The organism is Pseudomonas brenneri (genome assembly GCF_007858285.1).
Taxonomy (GTDB): Bacteria; Pseudomonadota; Gammaproteobacteria; order Pseudomonadales; family Pseudomonadaceae; genus Aquipseudomonas; species Aquipseudomonas brenneri.
In genome coordinates, this window is record NZ_VFIL01000004.1 from 84,950 (window position 1) to 105,153 (window position 20,204).

A 20,204-nucleotide genomic window follows, 5' to 3' on the forward strand; every position below is an offset into this window, starting at 1 on the left:
TCCTGTAGGAGCTGGCAAGCCAGCTCCTACATCGAGCGCGTTGGTCTTTAGTTCACCGTGGCGTTTTCACGCTTTCTGGTGCTGGGCTTGGCCGCTTGCTCCAAGGTTTGCTGGCGCTTTTGCAACGCCTCCAGCAAGCCAAAGTCCTGAGGGAAGTCATCCACCTGGATGCCGTGGTCGGCGTACTCCACATAGCGCGCCAGCAAGGTGTCTTCCTCGCTGGTGATCAAATCCAGGGCCCGGGCCTTGATGCGCCAGGCGGTAAAGGCCGTGGCGCTGATTGGCATCGGATCGAGAGTGCCTTGCTTGACCGCCGCCTTGAGCCGTCCTTCGATCAGCTCTACCTGCGGCAACAAGCGGAACGCCAATTCGCCATAGGCCAGCTTGTCGACTTCCGGGCGTGGAATGTAGGAATTGGCCAGCAAACGGTCACGGCTTTCGCCCGGGGTCTGCACCAGTTCCGCGACCTGGGCCAGCAAGCGATCCGACGGTTTGCGCTGGGGAATGCCGAACGGGAAGCTCAAGCCGCGAATCACCGCCGCAGCAGGCTTCGAGGGGTAGTTGTCGAGCACTTCGGCCAGAGCCTCATGGGCCCGCAACAGTGCATCCTGGGCCGACCAGTGGACCAGCGGCAGGTCCGCCTGGGGCCGGCCATCGTCCTCGAAACGCTTGAGCACGCAGGACAGAATGTAGAGCTGGGACAGGATATCGCCCAGGCGCCCGGTGATGCTTTCCTTGCGCTTGAGCGCCCCGCCCAGCACGCCCATGGAAATATCGGAAATCAACGCCAACACCACCGACAGCCGATTGGCCTGGCGATAGTAGGATGCCAGCGCCGGATCGGTTTTGGCCGGCACGGCAATCAGCCGCCCGCCTGTCAGCGAATGCACCGCCGCACGTACGGTATTGGCCAGCACGAAGCTCAGGTGACCGAACATGGCGCTGTCGAACGCCAGCAACGCCTGGCGATGATCGGTGTTGCGTGCCGCTTCCATCTCACGGAACACGTAAGGATGGCAACGGATCAGGCCCTGGCCATAGATGATCAGGCAGCGGGTCATGATGTTCGCGCCTTCCACCGTGATCGCGATGGGGCTTTGTTGATAGGCACGGGCCAGGAAGTTGTTGGGCCCCATGCAGATGCCCTTACCGGCGACGATGTCCATGCCATCGTTGACGATGATTCGCGCACGCTCGGTGACGTGGTATTTGGCAATCGCCGAAATCACCGAGGGTTTCTCGCCGGCATCCAAAGACGCCACCGACACCTTGCGCACCGCGTCGCAGGCATACAGGTGCCCGGCCATGCGCGCCAGGGGCGCCTGCACGCCTTCGAACTTGCCAATCGGCAGGCCGAACTGCTTGCGCATCGCCGCATAGGCCGTGGTACCGCGCACCGCCACCTTGCCCAGGCCAACGTTGGCCGACGGCAGGGAAATTGCCCGTCCGGCCGCCAGGCATTCCATCAACATGCGCCAACCATTACCGACTTGCTCACGGCCGCCGATCACCCACTCCAGGGGGATAAACACGTCCTTGCCCGTGGTCGGACCGTTCTGGAACACCGCATTGAGGGGCCAGTGACGGCGGCCACTGTTCACCCCGGGATGGGATGTGGGAATCAACGCGCAGGTGATACCCAGCGAACCGGGCTGGCCCAGCAGCCCGTCCGGGTCTTCGGCGCGAAAGGCCAGGCCCAGCACCGTGGCGATGGGGCCGAGGGTGATGTAACGCTTGTCCCAGGTCACGCTGAAGCCCAGTACTTCCTGGCCTTCATGCATGCCCTTGCAGACGATGCCCAGGTCAGGAATGGCGCCAGCGTCGGAGCCGGCATAGGGGCTGGTCAGGGCAAAGCACGGGATATCTTCACCACGGGCCAGGCGCGGCAGGTAGTAATTGCGCTGGGCATCGGTGCCGTAATGCAGCAACAGCTCGGCGGGGCCCAGGGAGTTGGGGACCATCACCGAAATCGCCGCCGCCGAGCAACGGGTCGACAGCTTCATCACCACCTGCGAATGGGCGTAGTGGGAGAAGCCCTTGCCGCCGTATTGCTTGGGAATAATCATGCCGAGAAAACCGGCGTCCTTGGTGTACTGCCAGCCTTCAGGCGACAGGTCCTGCCAGACCTGGGTGGTTTCCCAGTCGTTGGCCATGTCGCAAAGGGTTTCCACTTCGTTGTCGAGGAACGCCTGCTCTTCAGCGCTCAAGCGTGCCGGGGCGGCTTGCAGCAGGCGCTGCCAGTTGGGTTTGCCGCTGAACAGCTCGGCGTCCCACCACACGGTGCCGGACTCGATAGCCGCGCGCTCAGTGTCGGACATGGCCGGCATGATCGTGCGAAACAGACCCAGGGCCTTGCTGGTCAGCAGCGCACGGCGCACAGGCTTGATGCTCAGCAGCAGCGCCGGCAATACCACCAGCAGCGCCGCAACGCTCAGGCCAAACCCTGCGACCCCATTGAACAGATAACCGCCCGCCAACCAGGCTAGGCCAACGCCCAGCCACAGGCTGGCTGCCGCTTGTCGATACGCCAGGGCGATTGCCGCAGCGAGTCCTGCCAATAACCAGATAACCATGGAGATACCTCTACTTGTTCAGGGCGCGGCACGCCTATCAGCAGGTCGGTATGGCCTGCGACTGATCACCACACTACAAACTTGAAAAGCTAAATTCAAATTTTGTTTTGAAATTTTTATTTAATCATTTCGCGAAAAAATTCACGGCCGAACGCGTCAGCCGAAATGCCAAAGGGGAAGGAAATCACAAGGGGTCGCGTGGGCGACCCACCGGTGCGGCACCCGGTAAACGCAGTAGAACGATGCGCCGACTACGCGTTTACGCTGGGACTACGCAGATACAACGACAGATCAGAAAGCGTAGGTAGCCGACAGGCTGACCACTTCGCCCTTGGCCTCGGACTTGCCATCCAGCGATGCCGCGCCAAGACGATCAACGTTCTTGGTCTTGAGCTTGACGGTTTCCACAAACTGGCGGGAATACGCGCCGTCGATGCTCAGGCCAGGAATGGCGCGGATGTTGTAGCCAAAGCCCAGGGAGGCGAAGGTGCGATCACCATCCGGGATACGTGGGTCACGGGTGGAGTTGCGGGTTGGGGTCTGGTCGAAGGCCACACCGGCGCGCACGGTAAAGTCATCCGTGAGCTTGTAGTCGCCACCGAACGAATACATCCAGGTGTTCTTGTACTTGTACGGGATCGACACGATGGTGCTGCCATTGGACTTCAAGGTCAGCGCCTCGAAGGATGACCATTGGGTCCAGGTCACGCTGGCGCCCAGGGTCAGGCGGTCAGAGAAGTCGTGCACCCAGTCCAGGGACGCGTTGGCAGGAATATCCAGTTGCGTGGAGGCATTGGCACCGCCCGGATACAGCTTGAGGCCAGGGTAAGCCAGCTCCACCAGGGTTTTACCGTCGACCACAGGAATGGTCATCAGCCCTTCCGAGGTCGGATCGGCGTACATGTTGTACTTGCCCTCCAGCTTGTTCTTGATCTTGGCGTGGTAGTTCAAGCCCAGGGTGTCTTGCGCCGTGGGTTTCCAGGTCATCCCTGCAAACCAGCCCAGAGAGTTGTTGTCGACCTTGACGCGCATCAAGGCGAAGCCCTGGCCAGCGGGGAACGGAATCATCCCGAAGTCCGGCGATTGCGCAGCAGCGGCATACAGGTCGACGTTCTGGCTCACAAAGCCTTTGGTGTGCTGAAGAATCGCACCGCCACCGATGGAGAACTCATCATTGACCTTGAACGACAGGGAGCCGGTCAGGCCAACGGTTTCAATGCGGGTATCCACCGCGAAGTCGCGGCCTTTCCAATCCTCATCCCAAGTTGTACGGGCGCCCATAGGCACCACCTGGCTCAAACCAAAGGCAAAACGATCGTTGATCGGAATCACCATAAAGCCGGTAGGCACCCATGCTTCGAACCCGCCCTGGCCGCCGTTACCGGTGCGCGGGGTCGACGAGACAAGTTCCCCAGTCGCAGGATCCATGACGGTGTTGGACGTCGGATTGCCAGCGTAGTCATACGCCGAGCCTTTGTATTTGATATCGATATTCGCGTAGTTGAGGGTGAACTGCGAAATGGTTTTATCAATGAAAGCCATTGCAGCCGGGTTGTTGTAGGCCGCTGATGGATCGTTCTTGAACATTGAACCGCCACCAAATGCCCGGCCCCAGCCAGCAGTATTCGCAGTTGGCGTCATGAAGCCACCCGCCTGAACGGTTCCTGCCGAGGCGATCAGCCCGCCCAACAATGCCAGGCCTAATAACGCCTGGGCCTGCTGTTTCTTGTTATTCATGCGCCACTCCTTATTATTTTTATTCATCACAACCGGTACAACCGAGCCGCTTTGCCTCAACAGGTGCCTCTAACGAGGCACCTGCTTCTCTCAGGGGTGATCAGCCCTTTGCTCTTATTGCAACTTCAGGGTTGGGGCCTTGACGTTCAGCGACCTGACGAAGCAGTTACCGGACAGCGATTGGCTGCCAGTGGTCGACAGGGTTTTGGTTGCTTCGTCCCACACTACGTTGAGTGGGCCTGGGCCGCAGTTGGACGCTGGGAAGGTGATGGTCCAGCCCACACCAGTCACGGTGCCAGTACCGGTTTGGGTACCCGGGTCAAAGGTGTTTGCAGTTAGTACCCAACCTGGGGAAGGAATGTTCTTCAACGTTGGCAGGCTGCAGAGCACGTTGCCCGAAAGCTGCGCCGAAGTAATGGTGGCCACCCCGCCGGAAACGTTCCCACCGAAGGTCACATTGCAAGTGATATCGCCAGGTGCAGAAGGCGTTTTCACCACGAGAGTGCCCGAGTTAGTGGTAAATGGGCCATCAGGCGTGATCGATGCCGCACTGGCCATCGAAGCCGCACCAAAGCACAGAGCAAACGAACTTACACAAACGAGGGTTTTGAAACTTTTCATTATTTTTCCTCACATGTATGGCGAGTCATTTCGCCGGGGTAATGGCCATGATCGAGAGGTCACGGAAAAACAGCAGAACTTCCCTTTCCAGCCAAATTTCAATTCAACTACCGCTACAAATTCGGGGGTTTACTCGACGACTTTGAACGTCGGCGGCATCTTGATCGACACGGTCTTGATCGTGCAGTCTTCGCCAATCGGCACATTGGCCGCTTCCAATTTGCCGGTGGCGTTATCCCAGGTGCCTTCGGCGGTGGATGGGCCGCACTTGCCGCCCAGGCCAAAGGCGTGCACGTCGACGCTGATCTTCGACATGGAGCCGCTCTTGGTGTCCTTGGCCACGAGGATCCACGGCAAGTTGATGGCTTCGACGCGACTGCACTTGAGGCCACCGTCGAACTCGACCTTGTCGACATTGACGTGCGAGCCATCGGCCGCGACTTTGCCGGCCACCTTGATGATGCAGTCGGCGCTGATCAGCGCGCCCTTGGAAAAGCTGATGGGGCCCTGGGCAGTAAAGGCACTGCCGGCGGGTTCGATACGCGCGGCCTGGGCCTGGTGATAGGCAATAAGACCCAGTGCTGCGAGCAGGATATGAGCAGTGAACTTGGCAGGCGTTTGCATGGTGTACGTCCTTCCCTTGATTTTATTTTTGTCAGGGTCAAACAACTTTCTTGCAACTAAGCAGCACTCGAAACCGGCAAACCGTGGGCGATGAAAACCTGCGCGATGCACAGATCCCGAGTGCGCCCTACAACAGTTAACTCACATTAGAAGGTGCTGGTATTGCCGTACTTTTCCAGTATCTTCAGGCGTTTGGATGGCTGGATATTGGCCAGGGTGACATCCCCCGAATAGTGCCGAAGTACCCGGTGATCCATACGTCGGCGCCACAAGTAAGGGACATAGGCCCAGACAATCATGCTGGCGTAGCCATACGGCAGTTGTGGCGATTCATCAAAGTGGCGCAGCGACTGATAACTGCGGGTCGGGTTGGCGTGATGATCGGAGTGACGCTGCAACTGGAACAGGAAGATATTGGTGACAATACGGTTACTGTTCCACGAATGGCGCGGCGAACACCGCTCATAGCGACCATTGGGCAACTTCTGGCGTTTAAGCCCGTAGTGCTCGACATAGTTCACCACTTCCAGCAACGAGAAGCCGTAGATACCCTGGATCAACAGGAATGGAATCACCGCCACACCCAGCCAGGCAATCATTGCACCCCACAGCACCACGCTGTACATCCAGGCGCTGAGCACGCCGTTCTTCCAGTGCCAGGCCGGCAGGCCGAGCTTGCGCAGGCGTTCGCGTTCCAGGTTCCAGGCCGAGCGCGCACTGAACCACACCGAGCGCGGCAGGAACGCCCAGAAGCTCTCCCCCAGCCTGGAACTGGCCGGATCTTCCGGGGTGGCGACGCGTACGTGATGGCCACGGTTGTGTTCGGTATAGAAGTGCCCGTAGAAGGTCGGCGCCAGGGTGATCTTCGCCAGCACGATCTCCAGCAGGCGCGGCTTGTGCCCCAGTTCATGGGCGGTGTTGATCGCGATCCCGGTGGCGGCGCCGGTGGACATGGCCATGCCCAGGTAGGTGAACCAACTGACCTCGCCGTGCAGTTGCACCCGGGCAGTCAGGAAGCTGGCGGTTTGCGCCATCCAGCCCGAAGGGTCCAGGGACGCCGTAAGTTGCAACAACCCGCCGTTGATCATCCAGTCAATGCCGCTGACGGCCATCCAACCGGTCATCACCAGGGAGGAAATCACCAGCAGCACCCCGGTGTAGACAATCCAGCGATAGTACTTCTGCGATTCAAGGCCGCTGACCGCAGATTCCGGCGGGTTGCTGACGTCTTCGCCAAGCAGGCCGTCGATCAGCGGGATCAGGCCGAAAATCACCAGCACACCCACCCACCACAGTTCTTGTACACCGGTGGTGATGGCCAGGGCGCCGGACAGCAGCGGGGTTGCCAACGGCATGATGCCGAGCCACCACAGGTGGCGCTTGCCATCGGTCCAGACGTGCGGGGCAGCCAGGGTCTGATTCATGGCAACCTCCGGGCGCACTGCGCGGCAGGGAGTGGGAGCGAAGCAACAGGGGCAGAAAACAGGTTCAGGCAGCAGTGAAAGCCACTTGAAATCAACCATGCGATAAAAGGCGTTTTTTTCATTATTTTATTCGCTCTTAGGCATTTCAAAAATCATTTCAAAATAAATATTGAAATATTTTTTTAAATAAATAGCGCGGAACCGTTAGGTCGTCAACTACTTTTTCGAGGCCTTTTCGACGTGACCGGGCAGTCTCTTTTTCATCCATTCGGTCAGGTGTCTAGGGCAAGCGTTACCGCGTCTCGACCACGCCGTGGGGTTCATGATTATTTACTCGCCAGTGCAAATGGCGGGTGCAGGACAGTGGCGCTTTCCACCGGCTGGCGGCGTTTGGCAACCTGTTGGACCAGTGCGGCCACCCGCTCTGTCGCGGTGATCGGCAGCATATGGCCGCGCCCCTCGACCAACTGCAGCTTCAGCCCCGGCACCTTGTCCGCCAGGGCCTGACCGTGCTTTCGAAAGTCCAGCACCTTGTCCCGTGAGCCATAGATCAGGCCGATGGGCAGGCGCAACTGCGGGTAGCGCTTGACCATCTCCGGCAGGTACTCGTTGACCAGGCCGATCTCGGTGGAGGCGGCATAGAAGTTGTCGGGGCGCATGCCCAGCATCCCGCCGCCACGGGTGGCGAAGTCGGCCGGTGCCGGGTCGGGAGCGAACACGCCCTTGACCACCGCACCGCTGGTGAGCATGCCGATGGGTATGGTCAGCGTGCGCGACACCCAGCGCCGCAGCCAGGCCGGGCGCACGGCCAGTGACAAAAAGACCAGGGGAAGCATGCGTTGGGGATGGGTCAATGGCGCCACCAGCACCAGCCCGGACACAGCGTGGGGATGGTCCAGGGCCAGGGCCAGGGAAATCGCCCCGCCCAGGGAGTGCCCCAGCACCAAGGGCTGGCCCAGGTCCAGGGTCTGGATAAAGGTCGCCACTTGCCGGGCCTGGCTTTGCAGGTCGGCGCCGGTGCCTTTATGCCGGGTGGAATAGCCTGAACCGGGGCGGTCCAGGGTGATCACCCGAAAGTGCTCGCGCAATTGCGCAGACAAGGCATACGTCAGGTTGCGACTGCTGCCCATCAGGCCGTGGATCATCACCAGCGGCGGGCCCTTGCCCTCGTCTACATAATGAAAGCGCTCGCCATCCACCTCCAGAAAGCGCCCGTTGCTTGGAACAGCCGCTTCGATACGACGCGTCATCCAGGCACTCAAGCCCCACAACGCCGCACTTGCGCCGATAAACACACCCGCAGCGACAACCCATTCGACAGCCATAGCTCGGTCCTCTGCTTCCCTGCTGCTGGCGATCCGACCGGTATTGGTCAAGACCTCAGCCATCGTCCACACCCTGGACTTCAACTACGTGCGCAAAAGGTTCGTCCGTCGGACAAATCGCACATAAAGGACAAGGCTCTAGCGTAGGCGATATTTTCAGGTAGATTATTTAAAATCTTTTTTAAAATAATAAATACAATTTTTCTTTGCAATGGTGTTCTATCTAAAAGCCAAAAACAAAAACAGGAGCACATCCGATGTCAAAACCCGTCAGGCGCCCACAGCCCACGAGGGACACCCTATGAATGCCTCTACCCGCCCGAGCGGCCCGGCAGATTGCGTAGACATCGCCATCATTGGCTCAGGCTTTGCCGGCCTGTGCATGGCGATCAAACTCAAGCAAGCCGGGCTCGACGACTTCTTCATCGCCGAACAGGCCGATTCCCTGGGCGGCACCTGGCGCGACAACCACTACCCGGGCTGCGCCTGTGATGTGCAATCCCACGTCTATTCGTTTTCGTTTGCGCCCAACCCGGACTGGACCCGACAGTTCGCCCCCCAGGCGGAAATCCGCGCCTACCTGGAGCAATGTGCGCAACGCTTTGAATTGGCGCCGTACCTGCGCTTTGGCATGGGTCTTACACGGGCGGTGTTCGATGAGCAACTGCAACGCTGGCAGTTGCAGTTCAGCAATGGCCGCCACGTCAGTGCACGGGTGCTGGTGTCGGGGATGGGCGGTCTGTCACGTCCGGCGCTGCCGGATATTGCGGGGCTGGACAGTTTCAAGGGCAAGCGCTTTCACTCCCAGCAGTGGGACCACGAGTATTCATTGAAGGGCAAGCGCGTGGCGGTGATTGGCACCGGCGCCAGTGCCATCCAGTTCGTGCCGCAGATCGCCCCGCAGGTGGCGCACCTGGACCTGTTCCAGCGCACCCCGCCGTGGATCATGCCCAAGCCGGACCGGCCCATTTCACGTGTTGAGCGCTGGGCCTTCAAGCACCTGCCGTTCACCCAGCGCCTGGTGCGCGGGGCCTTCTACTGGGCCCTGGAAGGCCGAGTCGTAGGGTTTGCGCTGCACCCGCGGCTGATGAAAATGGTGCAGAAAATCGCCCTGCGCCATCTGCACAAACAAGTGGCGCGCCCTTCCCTGCGCAAGGTGCTGCGGCCGGACTACACCATCGGCTGCAAGCGCGTGCTGATCTCCAATGACTACTACCCGGCGCTGTCACGCAGCAATGTCGAGGTGGTTACCGAGCATGTGCTGCGGATCGAAGCCGACGGCGTCATCACCGCCGATGGCATCAAGCACCCGGCTGACTGCCTGATCTTCGGCACCGGGTTCCAGGCCGCCGATCCCCTGCCCCGCGACTGCATCATCGGGCGCGACGGCGTGGACCTGATGGACACCTGGCGCGATGGCGCCCATGCGTACAAGGGCACCACCGTGCCGGGCTATCCAAACCTGTTCCTGATCGTCGGGCCCAACACCGGGCTGGGCCACAACTCGATGATTCTGATGATCGAGGCGCAAGTCACCTACATCCTCGACGCCCTGCAACAGATGCGCCGCCAGCAAATTGCCACGGTGGACGTCAAGCCAGCGGTGGAAAGCGCCTACAACCTGCACATCCAGGAAAAACTCCAGCGCACCATCTGGAACACCGGCGGCTGTCGCAGTTGGTACCTCGACCCGCGCACCGGCAAAAACACCACGTTGTGGCCCGGTTCGACCTGGCGCTTCAAACAGGTCACCCGCCAGTTCGCCTTGCGCGATTATCACGTCACGCCGTTGGTTAGCGGCACCGCACTGCATCCCCTCGCGCCGCCCCACTCCACCGCAGAAGGAAGCCTGTCATGAAGTCATTCAATGGCCGTGTGGCGGCCATCACCGGGGCCGCCTCAGGCATGGGTCGCGCCTTGGCCCTGGCCCTGGCGCGCGAGGGGTGTCACCTGGCGCTGGCAGACAAGAACCAGGCCGGTTTGCAAGAAACCGTGGAGCTGATCCAGCGCGGCACCCTGGCACCGGTCCGCGTGACCTCCCGGGAGGTGGATGTGTCCGACCGCCAGGCCATGGAGGACTGGGCAGCCAATTGTGCGGCGGAGCACGGCCAGGTCAACCTGATCTTCAACAATGCCGGGGTGGCCTTGTCGAGTACCGTGGAAGGTGTGGACTACGCCGATCTTGAATGGATCGTCGGCATCAACTTCTGGGGCGTGGTCTACGGCACCAAGGCCTTTCTGCCCTACCTCAAGGCCAGCGGCGACGGGCATGTGGTCAACACCTCCAGCGTGTTCGGCCTGTTCGCCCAACCCGGCATGAGCGGCTACAACGCCACCAAGTTCGCGGTGCGCGGCTTCACCGAATCCTTGCGCCAGGAGTTGGATTTGCAACGCAGCGGGGTCTCGGCCACCTGCGTGCATCCTGGCGGGATCCGTACCGATATCTGCCGCAGCAGCCGGATCGACGCGAACATGACCGGGTTCCTGATCCACAGCGAACAACAGGCCCGCGCCGACTTCGAGAAGCTGTTTATCACTGACGCCGACCAAGCCGCCAAGGTGATCCTGCAAGGCGTGCGCAAGAACAAGCGCCGCGTGCTGATTGGTCGCGATGCCTACGCCCTGGACTTGCTCGCACGCTTTCTGCCGGCGGCCTATCAGGCGCTGGTGGTCTTTGCCAGCCGGCGCATGGCACCGAAAAAGCGCAAGGCCCCGGTGCCCACCCCCATCACTGAACAGGAGTCGCCATAATGCTGCCCATTCGCCGCGACCTGCATTTTGCCCTGCCCGCCGAGCGCATCAAGGACTGGCACGAGCAAGGTCCCTTTATCACGCATTTTTTCAATGCCCTGTCGCTGCTGTTTCCCCAGGGTGAACTGTTCTTCATGGACAGCGTGCGCCACTATCGCCAGCGCATCGACGACCCGGTATTAAAGAAGGAAATCCAGGGATTTATCGGCCAGGAAGCCATGCACAGCCGTGAACATGTGGCCTATAACGATCTGCTGCAAGCCGCCGGGCTGCCGGCCCATCTGCTCGACCGTCGGTTGAAATTCATCCTCGACCTGCAAAAGAAGCACTTGCCGCCGTCCTTCAACCTGGCGGTGACCATTGCCCTGGAACACTACACCGCGATGCTCGCGGAAATCCTGCTCAGCGATCCCACGCGCTTTGGGGATTCGCTCAAGGGCTACCAGCAGATGTGGTATTGGCACGCGCTTGAGGAAACGGAACACAAGGCCGTGGCCTTCGATGTGTGGAACCGCGTAATCAAGCCAGGGCCCAGGCGCTATTTGCTGCGCACCGGGACCATGCTGTTTACCACGGTGTTTTTCTGGCTGGTGGTGTTTGATTTCCACCTGCGCCTGCTGTTCGCCGACCGCCGCGCGGGTGGGCATCTGAAGGGGTTTTGGCGGATGCTGAAGTTTCTCTACGGCACTAGGGGCGTATTCCCGCGCATGGCCCGGCCGTGGCTGCATTACTTCAAGCCGGGGTTTCATCCATGGGATCACGACAACCGCGCGCGGCTGGAAGGGATCGATAAGCTGGTTGAAGAGATAGAGCGCACCAACGCCGTTGCCGGGGCCTGATCTTATAGGTTTGGCCAAATACCGCTGTAGGAGCGAGCTTGCTCGCGAAGGTCGTCAACGATAACGCGGGTTGCCTGGGTAAACGCGTTGTCGTTAAGTTTTTCGCGAGCAAGCTCGCTCCTACAGTTGGTATTAGGACAAGTCACCTTGCCCCAGGTTTGATCAGGCACTGCACGGGTCAGACCGTGCGGGAAAACTGGCCCTTCTGCTGCCCGCCCAAGTACGCATCAAACGCCATCGCCACGCTGCGCACCATCAATTGCCCCTGGGGCAGCAGTTGCACGGCATCGTCCTGGATATGCAGCAAACCATCCGCCACTTGCTCATCGAGGCGCGACAGGGCCTGAGCGAAGTACTCGGTAAACTGGATCGCGTGCCCCGCCTCGACCCCGGCAAAGTCAATACGCCCGTGGCACATCAGGCCGTTGATCACGTCGCGACGCAGCACGTCATCCGCGTTCAGGCGGTAGCCGCGCTGCACCGGCAACAAGCCGGCGTCGATACGTGCGTAGTACTGGGACAACTCCTTGACGCTCTGGCTGTAGCTGTCGCCCACCTTGCCGATGGCCGAGACACCGAGCCCGATCAGGTCGCAATCGGCATGGGTCGAGTAGCCCTGGAAATTACGCTGCAAGGTGCCATTGGCCCGGGCCAGGGCCAGTTCATCGTCGGGCAAGGCAAAGTGATCCATGCCGATATACACATAACCGGCCTCGGTCAGCCGGCGAATGGTCAACTCCAGCAATTCCAGCTTGCGCTCCGGCGGTGGCATGTCTTCGGGGCGAATCATGCGCTGGGCACGGATTTGTGTCGGCAGGTGCGCGTAGCTGTAGGCCGCCACGCGGTCGGGACGCAAGGCAATCAGCTTGCCCAGGGTCACGTCGAAACTGGCCACGGTCTGCAACGGCAGGCCATAGATCAGATCTACGCTGATCGACTTGAACCGCGCCTCACGCGCCGCCGAGACCAGTTGCACGATCTGCTCTTCGCTCTGCACACGGTTGACTGCCGCCTGCACATCCGCATCAAAGTCCTGCACGCCAAAACTCAGGCGATTGAAACCCAGCCCGCGCAAGTTGTGGATCCGCTCGACACTGATGGTGCGCGGGTCCACTTCAATGGAAAACTCATGGCGATCACTGGTATCCAGGCTGAACCCTTGGGCCAGGCAGTCCATCAACTCGGCCAGTTGCCCATCGTCCAGGTAGGTCGGCGTACCGCCCCCCAAGTGCAACTGGGTCAGCGGCCGCGCGCGGTCGAACAGCGCCGCCTGCATCTGGATTTCACGCTTGAGGTAGCTCAGGTACTCCACCGCGCGGTGGGTCTTGCGCGTGATGATCTTGTGGCAGCCGCAGTAGTAGCAAAGGCTCTGGCAGAACGGGACGTGGATGTACACCGACAACGCCTTGGGCGCCACCGCGTGGTTGCTGGTCGCGACCGCCTGCTGGTAGTCATCCAGGGCAAAGGCTGAGTGAAACTGCGGCGCAGTCGGGTACGAGGTGTAGCGCGGCCCCGGGCGGTCGTATTTCTGCACCAGGGCCCGGTTGAACTCAAACGCTTTCATGGTCGATGGTCTCATCGTTGGAGCAAGGAGGGACAGCACTGGCGGCCCGGTCAAACAGCGCGCAGAGGGCTTCGACCCGGTGCCGGCCAGCCGGCAGCACACAGAGGAAACGCTCGGACAAGTCGATCAGGCCGTCCTGGTGCAGATGCTCCAGCAGCGGCCAGATCGCCGAGAAATAGCGGGGAAAAATCACCCCATAGCGGCGCTCCAGGGCCTGGATATCCAGCTCCAGGTCACAGGCCAGGCGCTCCATGACATGCTGGCGGATCTGGTCGCCCGCCTCGCAGCGCCAGCCGCGGGCGGTGGGCAACAGGTCGCTGTCCAACTGCTGGCGATAGCGCGCCAGGTCGTCGGTGTTTTGCGCATACAGGGTGTCGAGTTGGCTGATGGCGCCCAGGCCAAAGCCGATATGGTCGCAGTAGCCGTGACGGGTAAACCCCTGGCAATTGCGACTCAGGTGCCCGCGCTCCTGGGCCAGTGCCAGGTCATCGTCGGGGCGTACGAACTGGCCCAGGCCAATGTAGTGATAACCGGCGGCTTCCAGGCGCTGGAAGGCGATGCGGCGCATGCCACATTTGTCGACATTCGACGACAGCGCACGCCGTGGCTGCTGCTGGTAGCGCCGTGGGGCCTGGGCATAGTCGAACACTTGCAGGCGGTCCGGCTCCAGGGCGATCAGGCTGGCCAGCTTGGCTTCAAAGCTGTCGCAGGTCTGCCAGGCGTGCCCATAGCCCAGGTCGACATTCACCGAGCGAAAGCCGAAGGTGCGCGCCGCATCGATCAGCGACTGGATCGGCGCCGGGTCCTGATAGCCGGCCACCGATGGCGTGACCTCGGCATTGGCATCCGGCACGCCGATGTTGATGTGGTTGAACCCCATCTCGCGCAGCAGGCCCATGGTCGCCCAGTCGGTATGCAGTGGGTCGAGATCGAGGCTGTAGTCACCCTGGTCGTGCTCAAGAAAGTGCAGGCGACTGCGCAGGTGCGCCATCAAGCGTTGCAGGTCGGCAATCGCCGGTGTGGCGCCGCCCAGATGGAATTGATCCACCGGTTGCCGACCGCCCACATGGCAACCGACCAGGTGGATCTCCTGCTCCAGCGCGCCCAGGTAATCATCGGCCACCAGGCCGGCCGGCCATTGCAGGTTCAGCGCCAGGGGCCGTTGCCGCTGGCGGCTGCTGCGCAAGGCGCGCAGCAGGTCGAGGGAGCCGATGCCCGAATGAAATCTGCCGATATCCACCTGACCCTGGTCCAGCACGCTTTGGTCACGGCGCAGGCGCCACTCGCGGGCGGGATGAATGACAGTGAGCATGACGGCCTCCGGGTCTGGCTACGGTGGGTCATTGTGCGGTGCGACCGGACAGCGCACCTTGATATGCATCAAGCGCCGGCGATTACCAGGTGATGTAGAACATGCCCTTGGCCAGCAACACAATGGCGACCATATGGCAGAACAGGCTCAGATGGACAAAGCGCAGATAGGCCGCGCTGACCTGCCCACGGCGCATCAACCCCACCGTCAGCAAAAAATGCATCAGCACACTGGCGGCCAGGATCAGCTTGAGGGTCAGCAGCGCACCGAATGCCGAACTCGACGGCGCGGCCAGCACCGGCAGGTAGCGCAGCCAGACCATGCCGATGCCGGCGCCGAACAGCACCAGCAGCACCCACGGCATCAAAGCCCTGGCCCGGCGACCAATGCCTTGCTCCACCAGCAACATGACGCGGGCCGGCAGTTGCCTGTGCACACTGGCAAGGATCAACACTTCAAAGAACACCGTGCCGATGAAAATCAGCGCTGCGAACAGATGGGCCAGCAGGAACAAAAGATAGAGCATCAGAGCCTCACGGTGGCCGGTCCTTATACCGTGACTGTGCCCTACAGCGAGCAAGCGCTGCCTTGATGCGGGTCAAGGGCCCTGATAATCGTTGATACATTTGCCCCAAGCCTTGTGCGGCGGGCCTTTGCCGATGTCTGCGACAGTGTGCCACAGACGCAATTACCCCCTTGGCTGGTAAGGTGGCCACCGCCCCTGTGGCAGAACGTCGCAGATTATCAAGCGCGATCAAGGTCGGTAGACTACCCACCTTCCTGTTCACCGCTTTTCAAAGCCTGACTGACCTGTTATGCGCAGCCGTCAGGCGCTTCACGGGACGCCCCTTTCATGAGTACGTTATTCACCCGTCGTAAGGTCCTTACCGGTATGGGCCTGCTGGGCCTGGGCCTGTTGAGCGGCTGCGACACCGGCCCCAAGCTGAACTTCAAGTACGGCAAGGACCTGAGCAACAAGATCATGGGCCGCACGTTCAAGCTCAAGAACACCGCTGGCGAAACCGTGACCCTGACCTCGTTCCGCGGCCTGATGCCGGTGGTGTTCTTCGGTTTCACCCAGTGCCCGGCTGTGTGCCCTACCACCCTGGCGCGCATGGCCCAGGCCAAGAAGCTGATGGGCCGCGACGGCGAAATCATGCAGGTGATCTTCATCACCCTGGACCCGGAACGCGACACGCCCCAGGTGCTCGACGCCTACGTCAAGGCCTTCGACCCCAGCTTCGAAGCACTCTACGGCACCCCGGAAGAAATCGCCGTGGCCGCCAAGGAGTTCGGGATCTTTTATGAAAAGATCCCCGCCGGCGACACCTACACCCTGTCTCACACCGCCACCAGTTTTGTGTTCGACACCCGCAGCAACCTGCGCCTGGGCCTGTCGGCATCCCTTAACGCCAAAGAGTGCGCAGAAGACCTGCTCACCGTCATGGAGGTCTGCTAATGACTGCTGTCCAAACCCTCAAGCGCATCGCCCTCGGTCTTTCCCTGCTGGGCCTCGCCGCCCACGCCAGCGCCCAGGTCCAGATCAGCGACGCCTGGGCCCGCGCCACTGTGCCGGGCCAGCATTCGAGCGGGGCGTTCATGACCCTGACCGCCGACAGCGACAGCAAGTTGCTCAGCGTCAAGTCGCCGGTGGCCAAGGATGTGCAGATTCATGAGATGAGCATGAAGGACGACGTCATGCGCATGGGCCCGGTGGACTCCGTGGCCCTGCCGGCCGGCCAGGCAGTGAAGCTCGATCCCGAGGGTTATCACGTGATGCTCATGGGCCTGACGGGCCAGATCAAGGAAGGCGACCAGGTGCCGCTGACCCTGACCGTGGAAAATGCCAAGGGCGAGAAGCAGGACATTCAGGTCCAGGCCCCTGCCCGCAGCCTGGGCAGCGCTGACGGCGAACACATGCACCACTGATCCGCAGGGGCGCCCAAGATCAAAAGCAGAGCAAAAGCGCGGAGCTGCATCCCCCTGTGGGAGCTGGCTTGCCTGTGATGGCGTCAATAAGGCCGCCGCAGGGTGCCAGGTATTCATCCGTCATCGTTAGCGACCATCGCAGGCAAGCCAGCTCCCACAGGGAACGCGTACGCTTCAACGATCAGGTCGGCTGTCAGACCGCCTTGCTTTGTTTGTGATTTTAGGCCCTCCGCCAGCCTGATAACTAATCCCTGCCATCAGCACCGATGGGATCCAGGATTTGCCCTTGGTATCCTGCCGGTCCGACCTGCCAGGTGCCCAACCATGCACATTGCCCCATCCCATATCCTCCACGAAACCGAGCACTGGCTGCTCAACCATCACTTGGCCTCGGCCCTGCCCGGTTATTTGATGCTGGGGGCCAAGACGCCGGTCAGCTCACTGGCTGACCTGCCGGACGCGGCCCTGGCGGAACTGGGCGGCCTGCTGGCGAAAACCCAGCGGGTGATGCAAGCGCAACTGCAACCCAAATGGCTGTATATCAGCCGCTTTGGGCATATGCCCGGCTTCCCGTTGCACTTTCATTTGATCCCGGTCTATGACTGGGTCGAGACCCTGTTCTGGCAGGATGAACGCTACAGGGTCCTGCAAAACTTCGGCGCTGGCAGCTCCGGGCAATCGTTGACGGATGGGGCTGAACTCACTCTGTTTATCTGGCGCGAGTTCGGTGAAAACCCGACGCCGCCAGCCACTGCCGGGCTCTCGGTACCGGCAGTGATTGAGCGCCTGCGTGAAGCGTTCAAGGGGACAGGCGCTTGACCATCGGGATACACGCCAGATCCAGCCCCGTGGGCGAATGATAGATGGACTGTTCGCAGCCTTGGTAACCCCGGCTGCGATAGAACTGTGCGGCATTCAAGGTTGCATCCAGCACCACCTGCGCAATCCCCAACTCCAGCGCCACCTGCTCCAAGTGCTCAAGCATCTGCCCGCCAAACCCGCGCCCGGTAAAACCGGGCAGTACAAACAGTGCACCGACTTCCCGATGGTCCGGGTCGAGCATGCCGGTAGCGACCGGCTCACCGTCGACGCAACCCAGGTAGAACGGCTTGCCCATCAGTGCGCTATAGCCGTCCTCGGCCGCGCCACGGGTCCAGGTCAGCATCTGTTCGGCGGTGTAGGCGCCGATGCATTGGCTGCGGATCGCCTGCAGGCGGATGTCGAAGGCGATGGGGCCGTCGTCGTGAGTGGCGCGTCTGATATGCAGCATTCGAATCTCCCTGAATAAACCTGTTTGCCATGACCTCAAGGTGCCATTAGCACACTTGTGCTAATCGACCTCGCAAGCACCCGGCGCTATATTCCCCGGCAACCCCAATGCTCCCCGCCAGCACGTCGAACCCGCCGTGCAAGGGATCGTTGTGCGTTGAAAAAACCAAAACAACCCCAAGGAAGAAGCGCCATGAAACTGCACTCCCCTGTCACCCGCCTTGCCCTGCTGGGCGCCCTGATGATCGGCGTTGCCGGTTGCAGCAATATCAAGCCCACCGAAGACCATCTCAAGACCCTCTCGGAAACCAACCTCGGCGAGCCGGTCAAGCGTGTTTCCAATGTTCGCAGCGACTCCATGACCACCTATTACATCGCCAGCACCGCGTCCGGCGACTACAACTGCTCCGTGCCCAGCGGTGCCAGCGGCGGGATGTTTGCCGTGGCCAGCTTTGGCTTGATGAAACCCGCCGCCTACTGCCAACCCAAGGGTGCCCGTGGCAACCCGCTGATGCCGTTTAACTGATTGCCGCCTGCTGGCTGAGCGCTCGTAGCGTACCCCGCAGCTCTGCGGGGCGCACGGGCTTGGAGAGGATCGCGATCTGGCGATCATGCAATGCCGCCTGGATCTTCTCTACGTCGTGTCCGGTGAGGATCAGCGCCGGCACCGCCCAACCGCGCTGCTGGCGCAGGTGGTCGATGCACTCGATACCGGTGGCCTGATTGCCCAGGTCATAGTCGGCGACGATGATGTCGCAATCACTGACCAGGTTGTGCCCTGAGGATTCGGCCTGCACTTCACAGCCCCAGCGTTCCAACAAGGCCTGGGTGGCCAGCAACACGTTGTGGTCATCTTCCACCAGGCACACTTTCAACCCGGTCAGCAGTCCAACCTGGCGCGCGTCGTCGCGAACCAGCATCGGCCGGGATGCTACCGCCAGGGGCAAGCCCTGCAGGCTGACGGAGGTGCCACGGCCAACTCGTGAACGCAACACCACGTCCAGCTCCATCAACTGGCCCAGGCGCTTGACGATGGACAGCCCCAGGCCGACGCCCTCAACGTCCTTGTCCCGCTGTTGACGCACGCGATAGAACTCTTCAAAGACCTTGGGCAGATGTTCTTCGGCAATCCCCCGCCCCTGGTCATGAATGTCTATCACGACCCCGTCGCCGCGCTTGCGCACACCGATCAGCACCGGGTGCTGGCCGCCATATTTAAAGCAATTGGAGAGCACGTTCTGCACCATGGTCGCCAGCAGTGCCGGGTCGACCCTGACCCAATGGGCGCATGGCCGCAAACGCAGCTCCACCCCGGCCCAACGCGCGGCTTCGGCGTTCTGGCGCACCAGGTCGGCGAGCAACTCGTCCAGGTGAACCGCTTGGTATTTGGGCAGCAGCCGGCCGTTGTCCAAGGTGTAGAGATCAAGGATGGAGCGGAACAACTGCGATACGTTGAGCAGCGAACGGTCGATATTGTCGACCAGGCGCCGCTCTTCATCGCCCAGCCGTGCTTCGCGCAGACACGCGGTAAACAGGCCGATGGAGTGAATCGGCTGGCGCAGGTCATGGCTGGCCTGGGCCAGGAAGCGCGACTTTTCCAGGTTGGCGGCGATGGCTTCTTCAGACGCCTTGCGCGTGCGCTCCAGCAACAGGTGGGCGTAGATCGGGATCACCGTGCTGGTGATCATCAGCATCAACACCATAAACGGTTGTGCCTGCCACAGTGGTGTCAGCCGATACACGATCAGCAGCGCCAGCAGCGCCAGGCCCGTGGCAATCGCCAGGTAGCGCGAGCCATAGCGCATGCCGTTGCCGAGGTTGACCCAGACCATCACCGCATACAGCGGCAGCGCCGCCTCCCCGCCCACCACCAGGCCGAACGAGGTGCCAGTGTAGTCGTGGATCATCCCGAAAATCCGCCGTGCCGGGTAATGCCCCGGCCAGCGCGCGATGACCTGGCGCAGCACAATCGAGACCAGCAGGAACAGGCCGATATAGATCATTACCGGCACATAGCGCGCCACCGATTGCCCCGGCAGAAAACCCAGCAGGCCGATGTAAACCAGGGCTATGGCGGCAACCACAATGCGCAGGTTGGCTTGATCCAGTTCGGCGTCTTTCACGAACTTCATGGGCAACGTCCTTGTACGGTCATCGTCATATCTGTGCGCCTGGGAGGCAGGCGCTGAGCAGAGTGTTAAAGTAGCATGCCACAGGACAACCTGGCCCCAGGGAG

At 61.1% G+C, this 20,204-nt stretch carries 18 protein-coding genes; 7 read left to right on the plus strand and 11 right to left on the minus strand.

The features are described from left to right. Positions 1–47: 47 nt before the first annotated feature. From FJD34_RS09790 to FJD34_RS09815, 6 genes are all read right to left on the minus strand, one after another. Positions 48–2,573 (minus strand): acyl-CoA dehydrogenase, encoded by a 2,526-nt coding sequence (locus FJD34_RS09790; protein WP_090290888.1) that lies wholly within the window; start codon positions 2,571–2,573, stop codon positions 48–50. 291 nt (positions 2,574–2,864) lie between these two features. Then, positions 2,865–4,310, minus strand: coding sequence for an outer membrane protein transport protein (locus FJD34_RS09795; RefSeq protein WP_032860926.1), 1,446 nt, complete (start codon positions 4,308–4,310; stop codon positions 2,865–2,867). A gap of 114 nt (positions 4,311–4,424) precedes the next feature. Continuing rightward, complete coding sequence (praB, locus tag FJD34_RS09800; RefSeq protein ID WP_065943623.1) at positions 4,425–4,931, minus strand: alkane oxidation protein activator PraB; 507 nt, start codon at positions 4,929–4,931, stop codon at positions 4,425–4,427. 129 nt (positions 4,932–5,060) lie between these two features. Further along, positions 5,061–5,555: an alkane oxidation protein activator PraA gene (praA, locus tag FJD34_RS09805; protein ID WP_032860929.1), complete on the minus strand. Its 495-nt coding sequence runs from the start codon at positions 5,553–5,555 to the stop codon at positions 5,061–5,063. A gap of 146 nt (positions 5,556–5,701) precedes the next feature. Next, positions 5,702–6,979: an alkane 1-monooxygenase gene (locus FJD34_RS09810; protein WP_090290887.1), complete on the minus strand. Its 1,278-nt coding sequence runs from the start codon at positions 6,977–6,979 to the stop codon at positions 5,702–5,704. Between the two features lie 326 nt (positions 6,980–7,305). Then, entirely contained in the window at positions 7,306–8,304 is a 999-nt protein-coding gene (locus tag FJD34_RS09815) for an alpha/beta fold hydrolase (protein ID WP_032860932.1), read from the minus strand. Positions 8,305–8,605: 301 nt separating this feature from the next. Here FJD34_RS09815 and FJD34_RS09820 point away from each other — a divergent pair, with 301 nt between their 5' ends. The 3 genes from FJD34_RS09820 to FJD34_RS09830 are packed head-to-tail and all read left to right on the plus strand — an operon-like array spanning position 8,606 to position 11,894. Then, the gene (locus FJD34_RS09820) at positions 8,606–10,162 is read left to right on the plus strand and encodes a flavin-containing monooxygenase (protein WP_090290886.1); all 1,557 of its coding nucleotides are present in this window, start codon (positions 8,606–8,608) and stop codon (positions 10,160–10,162) included. Further along, entirely contained in the window at positions 10,159–11,055 is an 897-nt protein-coding gene (locus tag FJD34_RS09825; protein WP_090290885.1) for an SDR family NAD(P)-dependent oxidoreductase, read from the plus strand. Before FJD34_RS09820 ends, FJD34_RS09825 begins: the two co-directional genes overlap by 4 nt. Next, entirely contained in the window at positions 11,055–11,894 is an 840-nt protein-coding gene (locus tag FJD34_RS09830) for a metal-dependent hydrolase (RefSeq protein WP_032860936.1), read from the plus strand. The genes FJD34_RS09825 and FJD34_RS09830 overlap by 1 nt, the downstream gene beginning before the upstream one ends. 178 nt (positions 11,895–12,072) lie before the next feature. On the opposite strand, the gene hemN is transcribed toward FJD34_RS09830, so the two are convergent. The 3 genes from hemN to FJD34_RS09850 all read right to left on the minus strand — a co-directional run bounded on the left by hemN (position 12,073) and on the right by FJD34_RS09850 (position 15,296). Continuing rightward, complete coding sequence (gene hemN / locus FJD34_RS09840) at positions 12,073–13,458, minus strand: oxygen-independent coproporphyrinogen III oxidase (RefSeq protein ID WP_032860938.1); 1,386 nt, start codon at positions 13,456–13,458, stop codon at positions 12,073–12,075. Then, positions 13,445–14,770: an oxygen-independent coproporphyrinogen III oxidase gene (locus FJD34_RS09845; RefSeq protein ID WP_032860939.1), complete on the minus strand. Its 1,326-nt coding sequence runs from the start codon at positions 14,768–14,770 to the stop codon at positions 13,445–13,447. Before FJD34_RS09845 ends, hemN begins: the two co-directional genes overlap by 14 nt. 82 nt (positions 14,771–14,852) lie before the next feature. Next, entirely contained in the window at positions 14,853–15,296 is a 444-nt protein-coding gene (locus FJD34_RS09850; RefSeq protein WP_065943617.1) for a hypothetical protein, read from the minus strand. A 327-nt stretch (positions 15,297–15,623) separates the two neighbouring features. Here FJD34_RS09850 and FJD34_RS09855 point away from each other — a divergent pair, with 327 nt between their 5' ends. The 3 genes from FJD34_RS09855 (at position 15,624) to FJD34_RS09865 (ending at position 17,518) form a co-directional block, all read left to right on the plus strand. Beyond that, positions 15,624–16,229 carry an SCO family protein gene (locus tag FJD34_RS09855; RefSeq protein ID WP_032860942.1) on the plus strand — a complete coding sequence of 202 codons (606 nt, stop codon included), beginning with the start codon at positions 15,624–15,626 and terminating at the stop codon, positions 16,227–16,229. Further along, positions 16,229–16,699: a copper chaperone PCu(A)C gene (locus FJD34_RS09860; protein ID WP_032860943.1), complete on the plus strand. Its 471-nt coding sequence runs from the start codon at positions 16,229–16,231 to the stop codon at positions 16,697–16,699. The genes FJD34_RS09855 and FJD34_RS09860 overlap by 1 nt, the downstream gene beginning before the upstream one ends. Positions 16,700–17,023: 324 nt before the next feature. Beyond that, complete coding sequence (locus tag FJD34_RS09865) at positions 17,024–17,518, plus strand: HIT family protein (RefSeq protein WP_090290884.1); 495 nt, start codon at positions 17,024–17,026, stop codon at positions 17,516–17,518. On the opposite strand, the gene FJD34_RS09870 is transcribed toward FJD34_RS09865, so the two are convergent. After that, on the minus strand, positions 17,499–17,969 hold the full coding sequence (locus FJD34_RS09870; RefSeq protein WP_090290883.1) for a GNAT family N-acetyltransferase: 471 nt from the start codon (positions 17,967–17,969) through the stop codon (positions 17,499–17,501). The two genes, FJD34_RS09865 and FJD34_RS09870, sit on opposite strands and share 20 nt — an antisense overlap. A 192-nt stretch (positions 17,970–18,161) precedes the next feature. Here FJD34_RS09870 and FJD34_RS09875 point away from each other — a divergent pair, with 192 nt between their 5' ends. Further along, positions 18,162–18,494, plus strand: a complete 333-nt coding sequence (locus FJD34_RS09875; RefSeq protein WP_032860946.1) for a hypothetical protein — start codon at positions 18,162–18,164, stop codon at positions 18,492–18,494. Here FJD34_RS09875 and FJD34_RS09880 read toward each other — a convergent pair. Continuing rightward, entirely contained in the window at positions 18,487–20,100 is a 1,614-nt protein-coding gene (locus tag FJD34_RS09880; RefSeq protein WP_090290882.1) for an ATP-binding response regulator, read from the minus strand. The two genes, FJD34_RS09875 and FJD34_RS09880, sit on opposite strands and share 8 nt — an antisense overlap. Positions 20,101–20,204 lie beyond the last annotated feature (104 nt).

Bases quoted from the DNA above. Each gene is read 5' to 3' on its own strand.
- FJD34_RS09790 (WP_090290888.1), bottom strand. From the start codon at position 2,573: ATGGTTATCTGGTTATTGGCAGGACTCGCTGCGGCAATCGCCCTGGCG.
- FJD34_RS09795 (WP_032860926.1), bottom strand. From the start codon at position 4,310: ATGAATAACAAGAAACAGCAGGCCCAGGCGTTATTAGGCCTGGCATTG.
- praB (WP_065943623.1), bottom strand. From the start codon at position 4,931: ATGAAAAGTTTCAAAACCCTCGTTTGTGTAAGTTCGTTTGCTCTGTGC.
- praA (WP_032860929.1), bottom strand. From the start codon at position 5,555: ATGCAAACGCCTGCCAAGTTCACTGCTCATATCCTGCTCGCAGCACTG.
- FJD34_RS09810 (WP_090290887.1), bottom strand. From the start codon at position 6,979: ATGAATCAGACCCTGGCTGCCCCGCACGTCTGGACCGATGGCAAGCGC.
- FJD34_RS09815 (WP_032860932.1), bottom strand. From the start codon at position 8,304: ATGGCTGTCGAATGGGTTGTCGCTGCGGGTGTGTTTATCGGCGCAAGT.
- FJD34_RS09820 (WP_090290886.1), top strand. From the start codon at position 8,606: ATGAATGCCTCTACCCGCCCGAGCGGCCCGGCAGATTGCGTAGACATC.
- FJD34_RS09825 (WP_090290885.1), top strand. From the start codon at position 10,159: ATGAAGTCATTCAATGGCCGTGTGGCGGCCATCACCGGGGCCGCCTCA.
- FJD34_RS09830 (WP_032860936.1), top strand. From the start codon at position 11,055: ATGCTGCCCATTCGCCGCGACCTGCATTTTGCCCTGCCCGCCGAGCGC.
- hemN (WP_032860938.1), bottom strand. From the start codon at position 13,458: ATGAAAGCGTTTGAGTTCAACCGGGCCCTGGTGCAGAAATACGACCGC.
- FJD34_RS09845 (WP_032860939.1), bottom strand. From the start codon at position 14,770: ATGCTCACTGTCATTCATCCCGCCCGCGAGTGGCGCCTGCGCCGTGAC.
- FJD34_RS09850 (WP_065943617.1), bottom strand. From the start codon at position 15,296: ATGCTCTATCTTTTGTTCCTGCTGGCCCATCTGTTCGCAGCGCTGATT.
- FJD34_RS09855 (WP_032860942.1), top strand. From the start codon at position 15,624: ATGAGTACGTTATTCACCCGTCGTAAGGTCCTTACCGGTATGGGCCTG.
- FJD34_RS09860 (WP_032860943.1), top strand. From the start codon at position 16,229: ATGACTGCTGTCCAAACCCTCAAGCGCATCGCCCTCGGTCTTTCCCTG.
- FJD34_RS09865 (WP_090290884.1), top strand. From the start codon at position 17,024: ATGCACATTGCCCCATCCCATATCCTCCACGAAACCGAGCACTGGCTG.
- FJD34_RS09870 (WP_090290883.1), bottom strand. From the start codon at position 17,969: ATGCTGCATATCAGACGCGCCACTCACGACGACGGCCCCATCGCCTTC.
- FJD34_RS09875 (WP_032860946.1), top strand. From the start codon at position 18,162: ATGAAACTGCACTCCCCTGTCACCCGCCTTGCCCTGCTGGGCGCCCTG.
- FJD34_RS09880 (WP_090290882.1), bottom strand. From the start codon at position 20,100: ATGAAGTTCGTGAAAGACGCCGAACTGGATCAAGCCAACCTGCGCATT.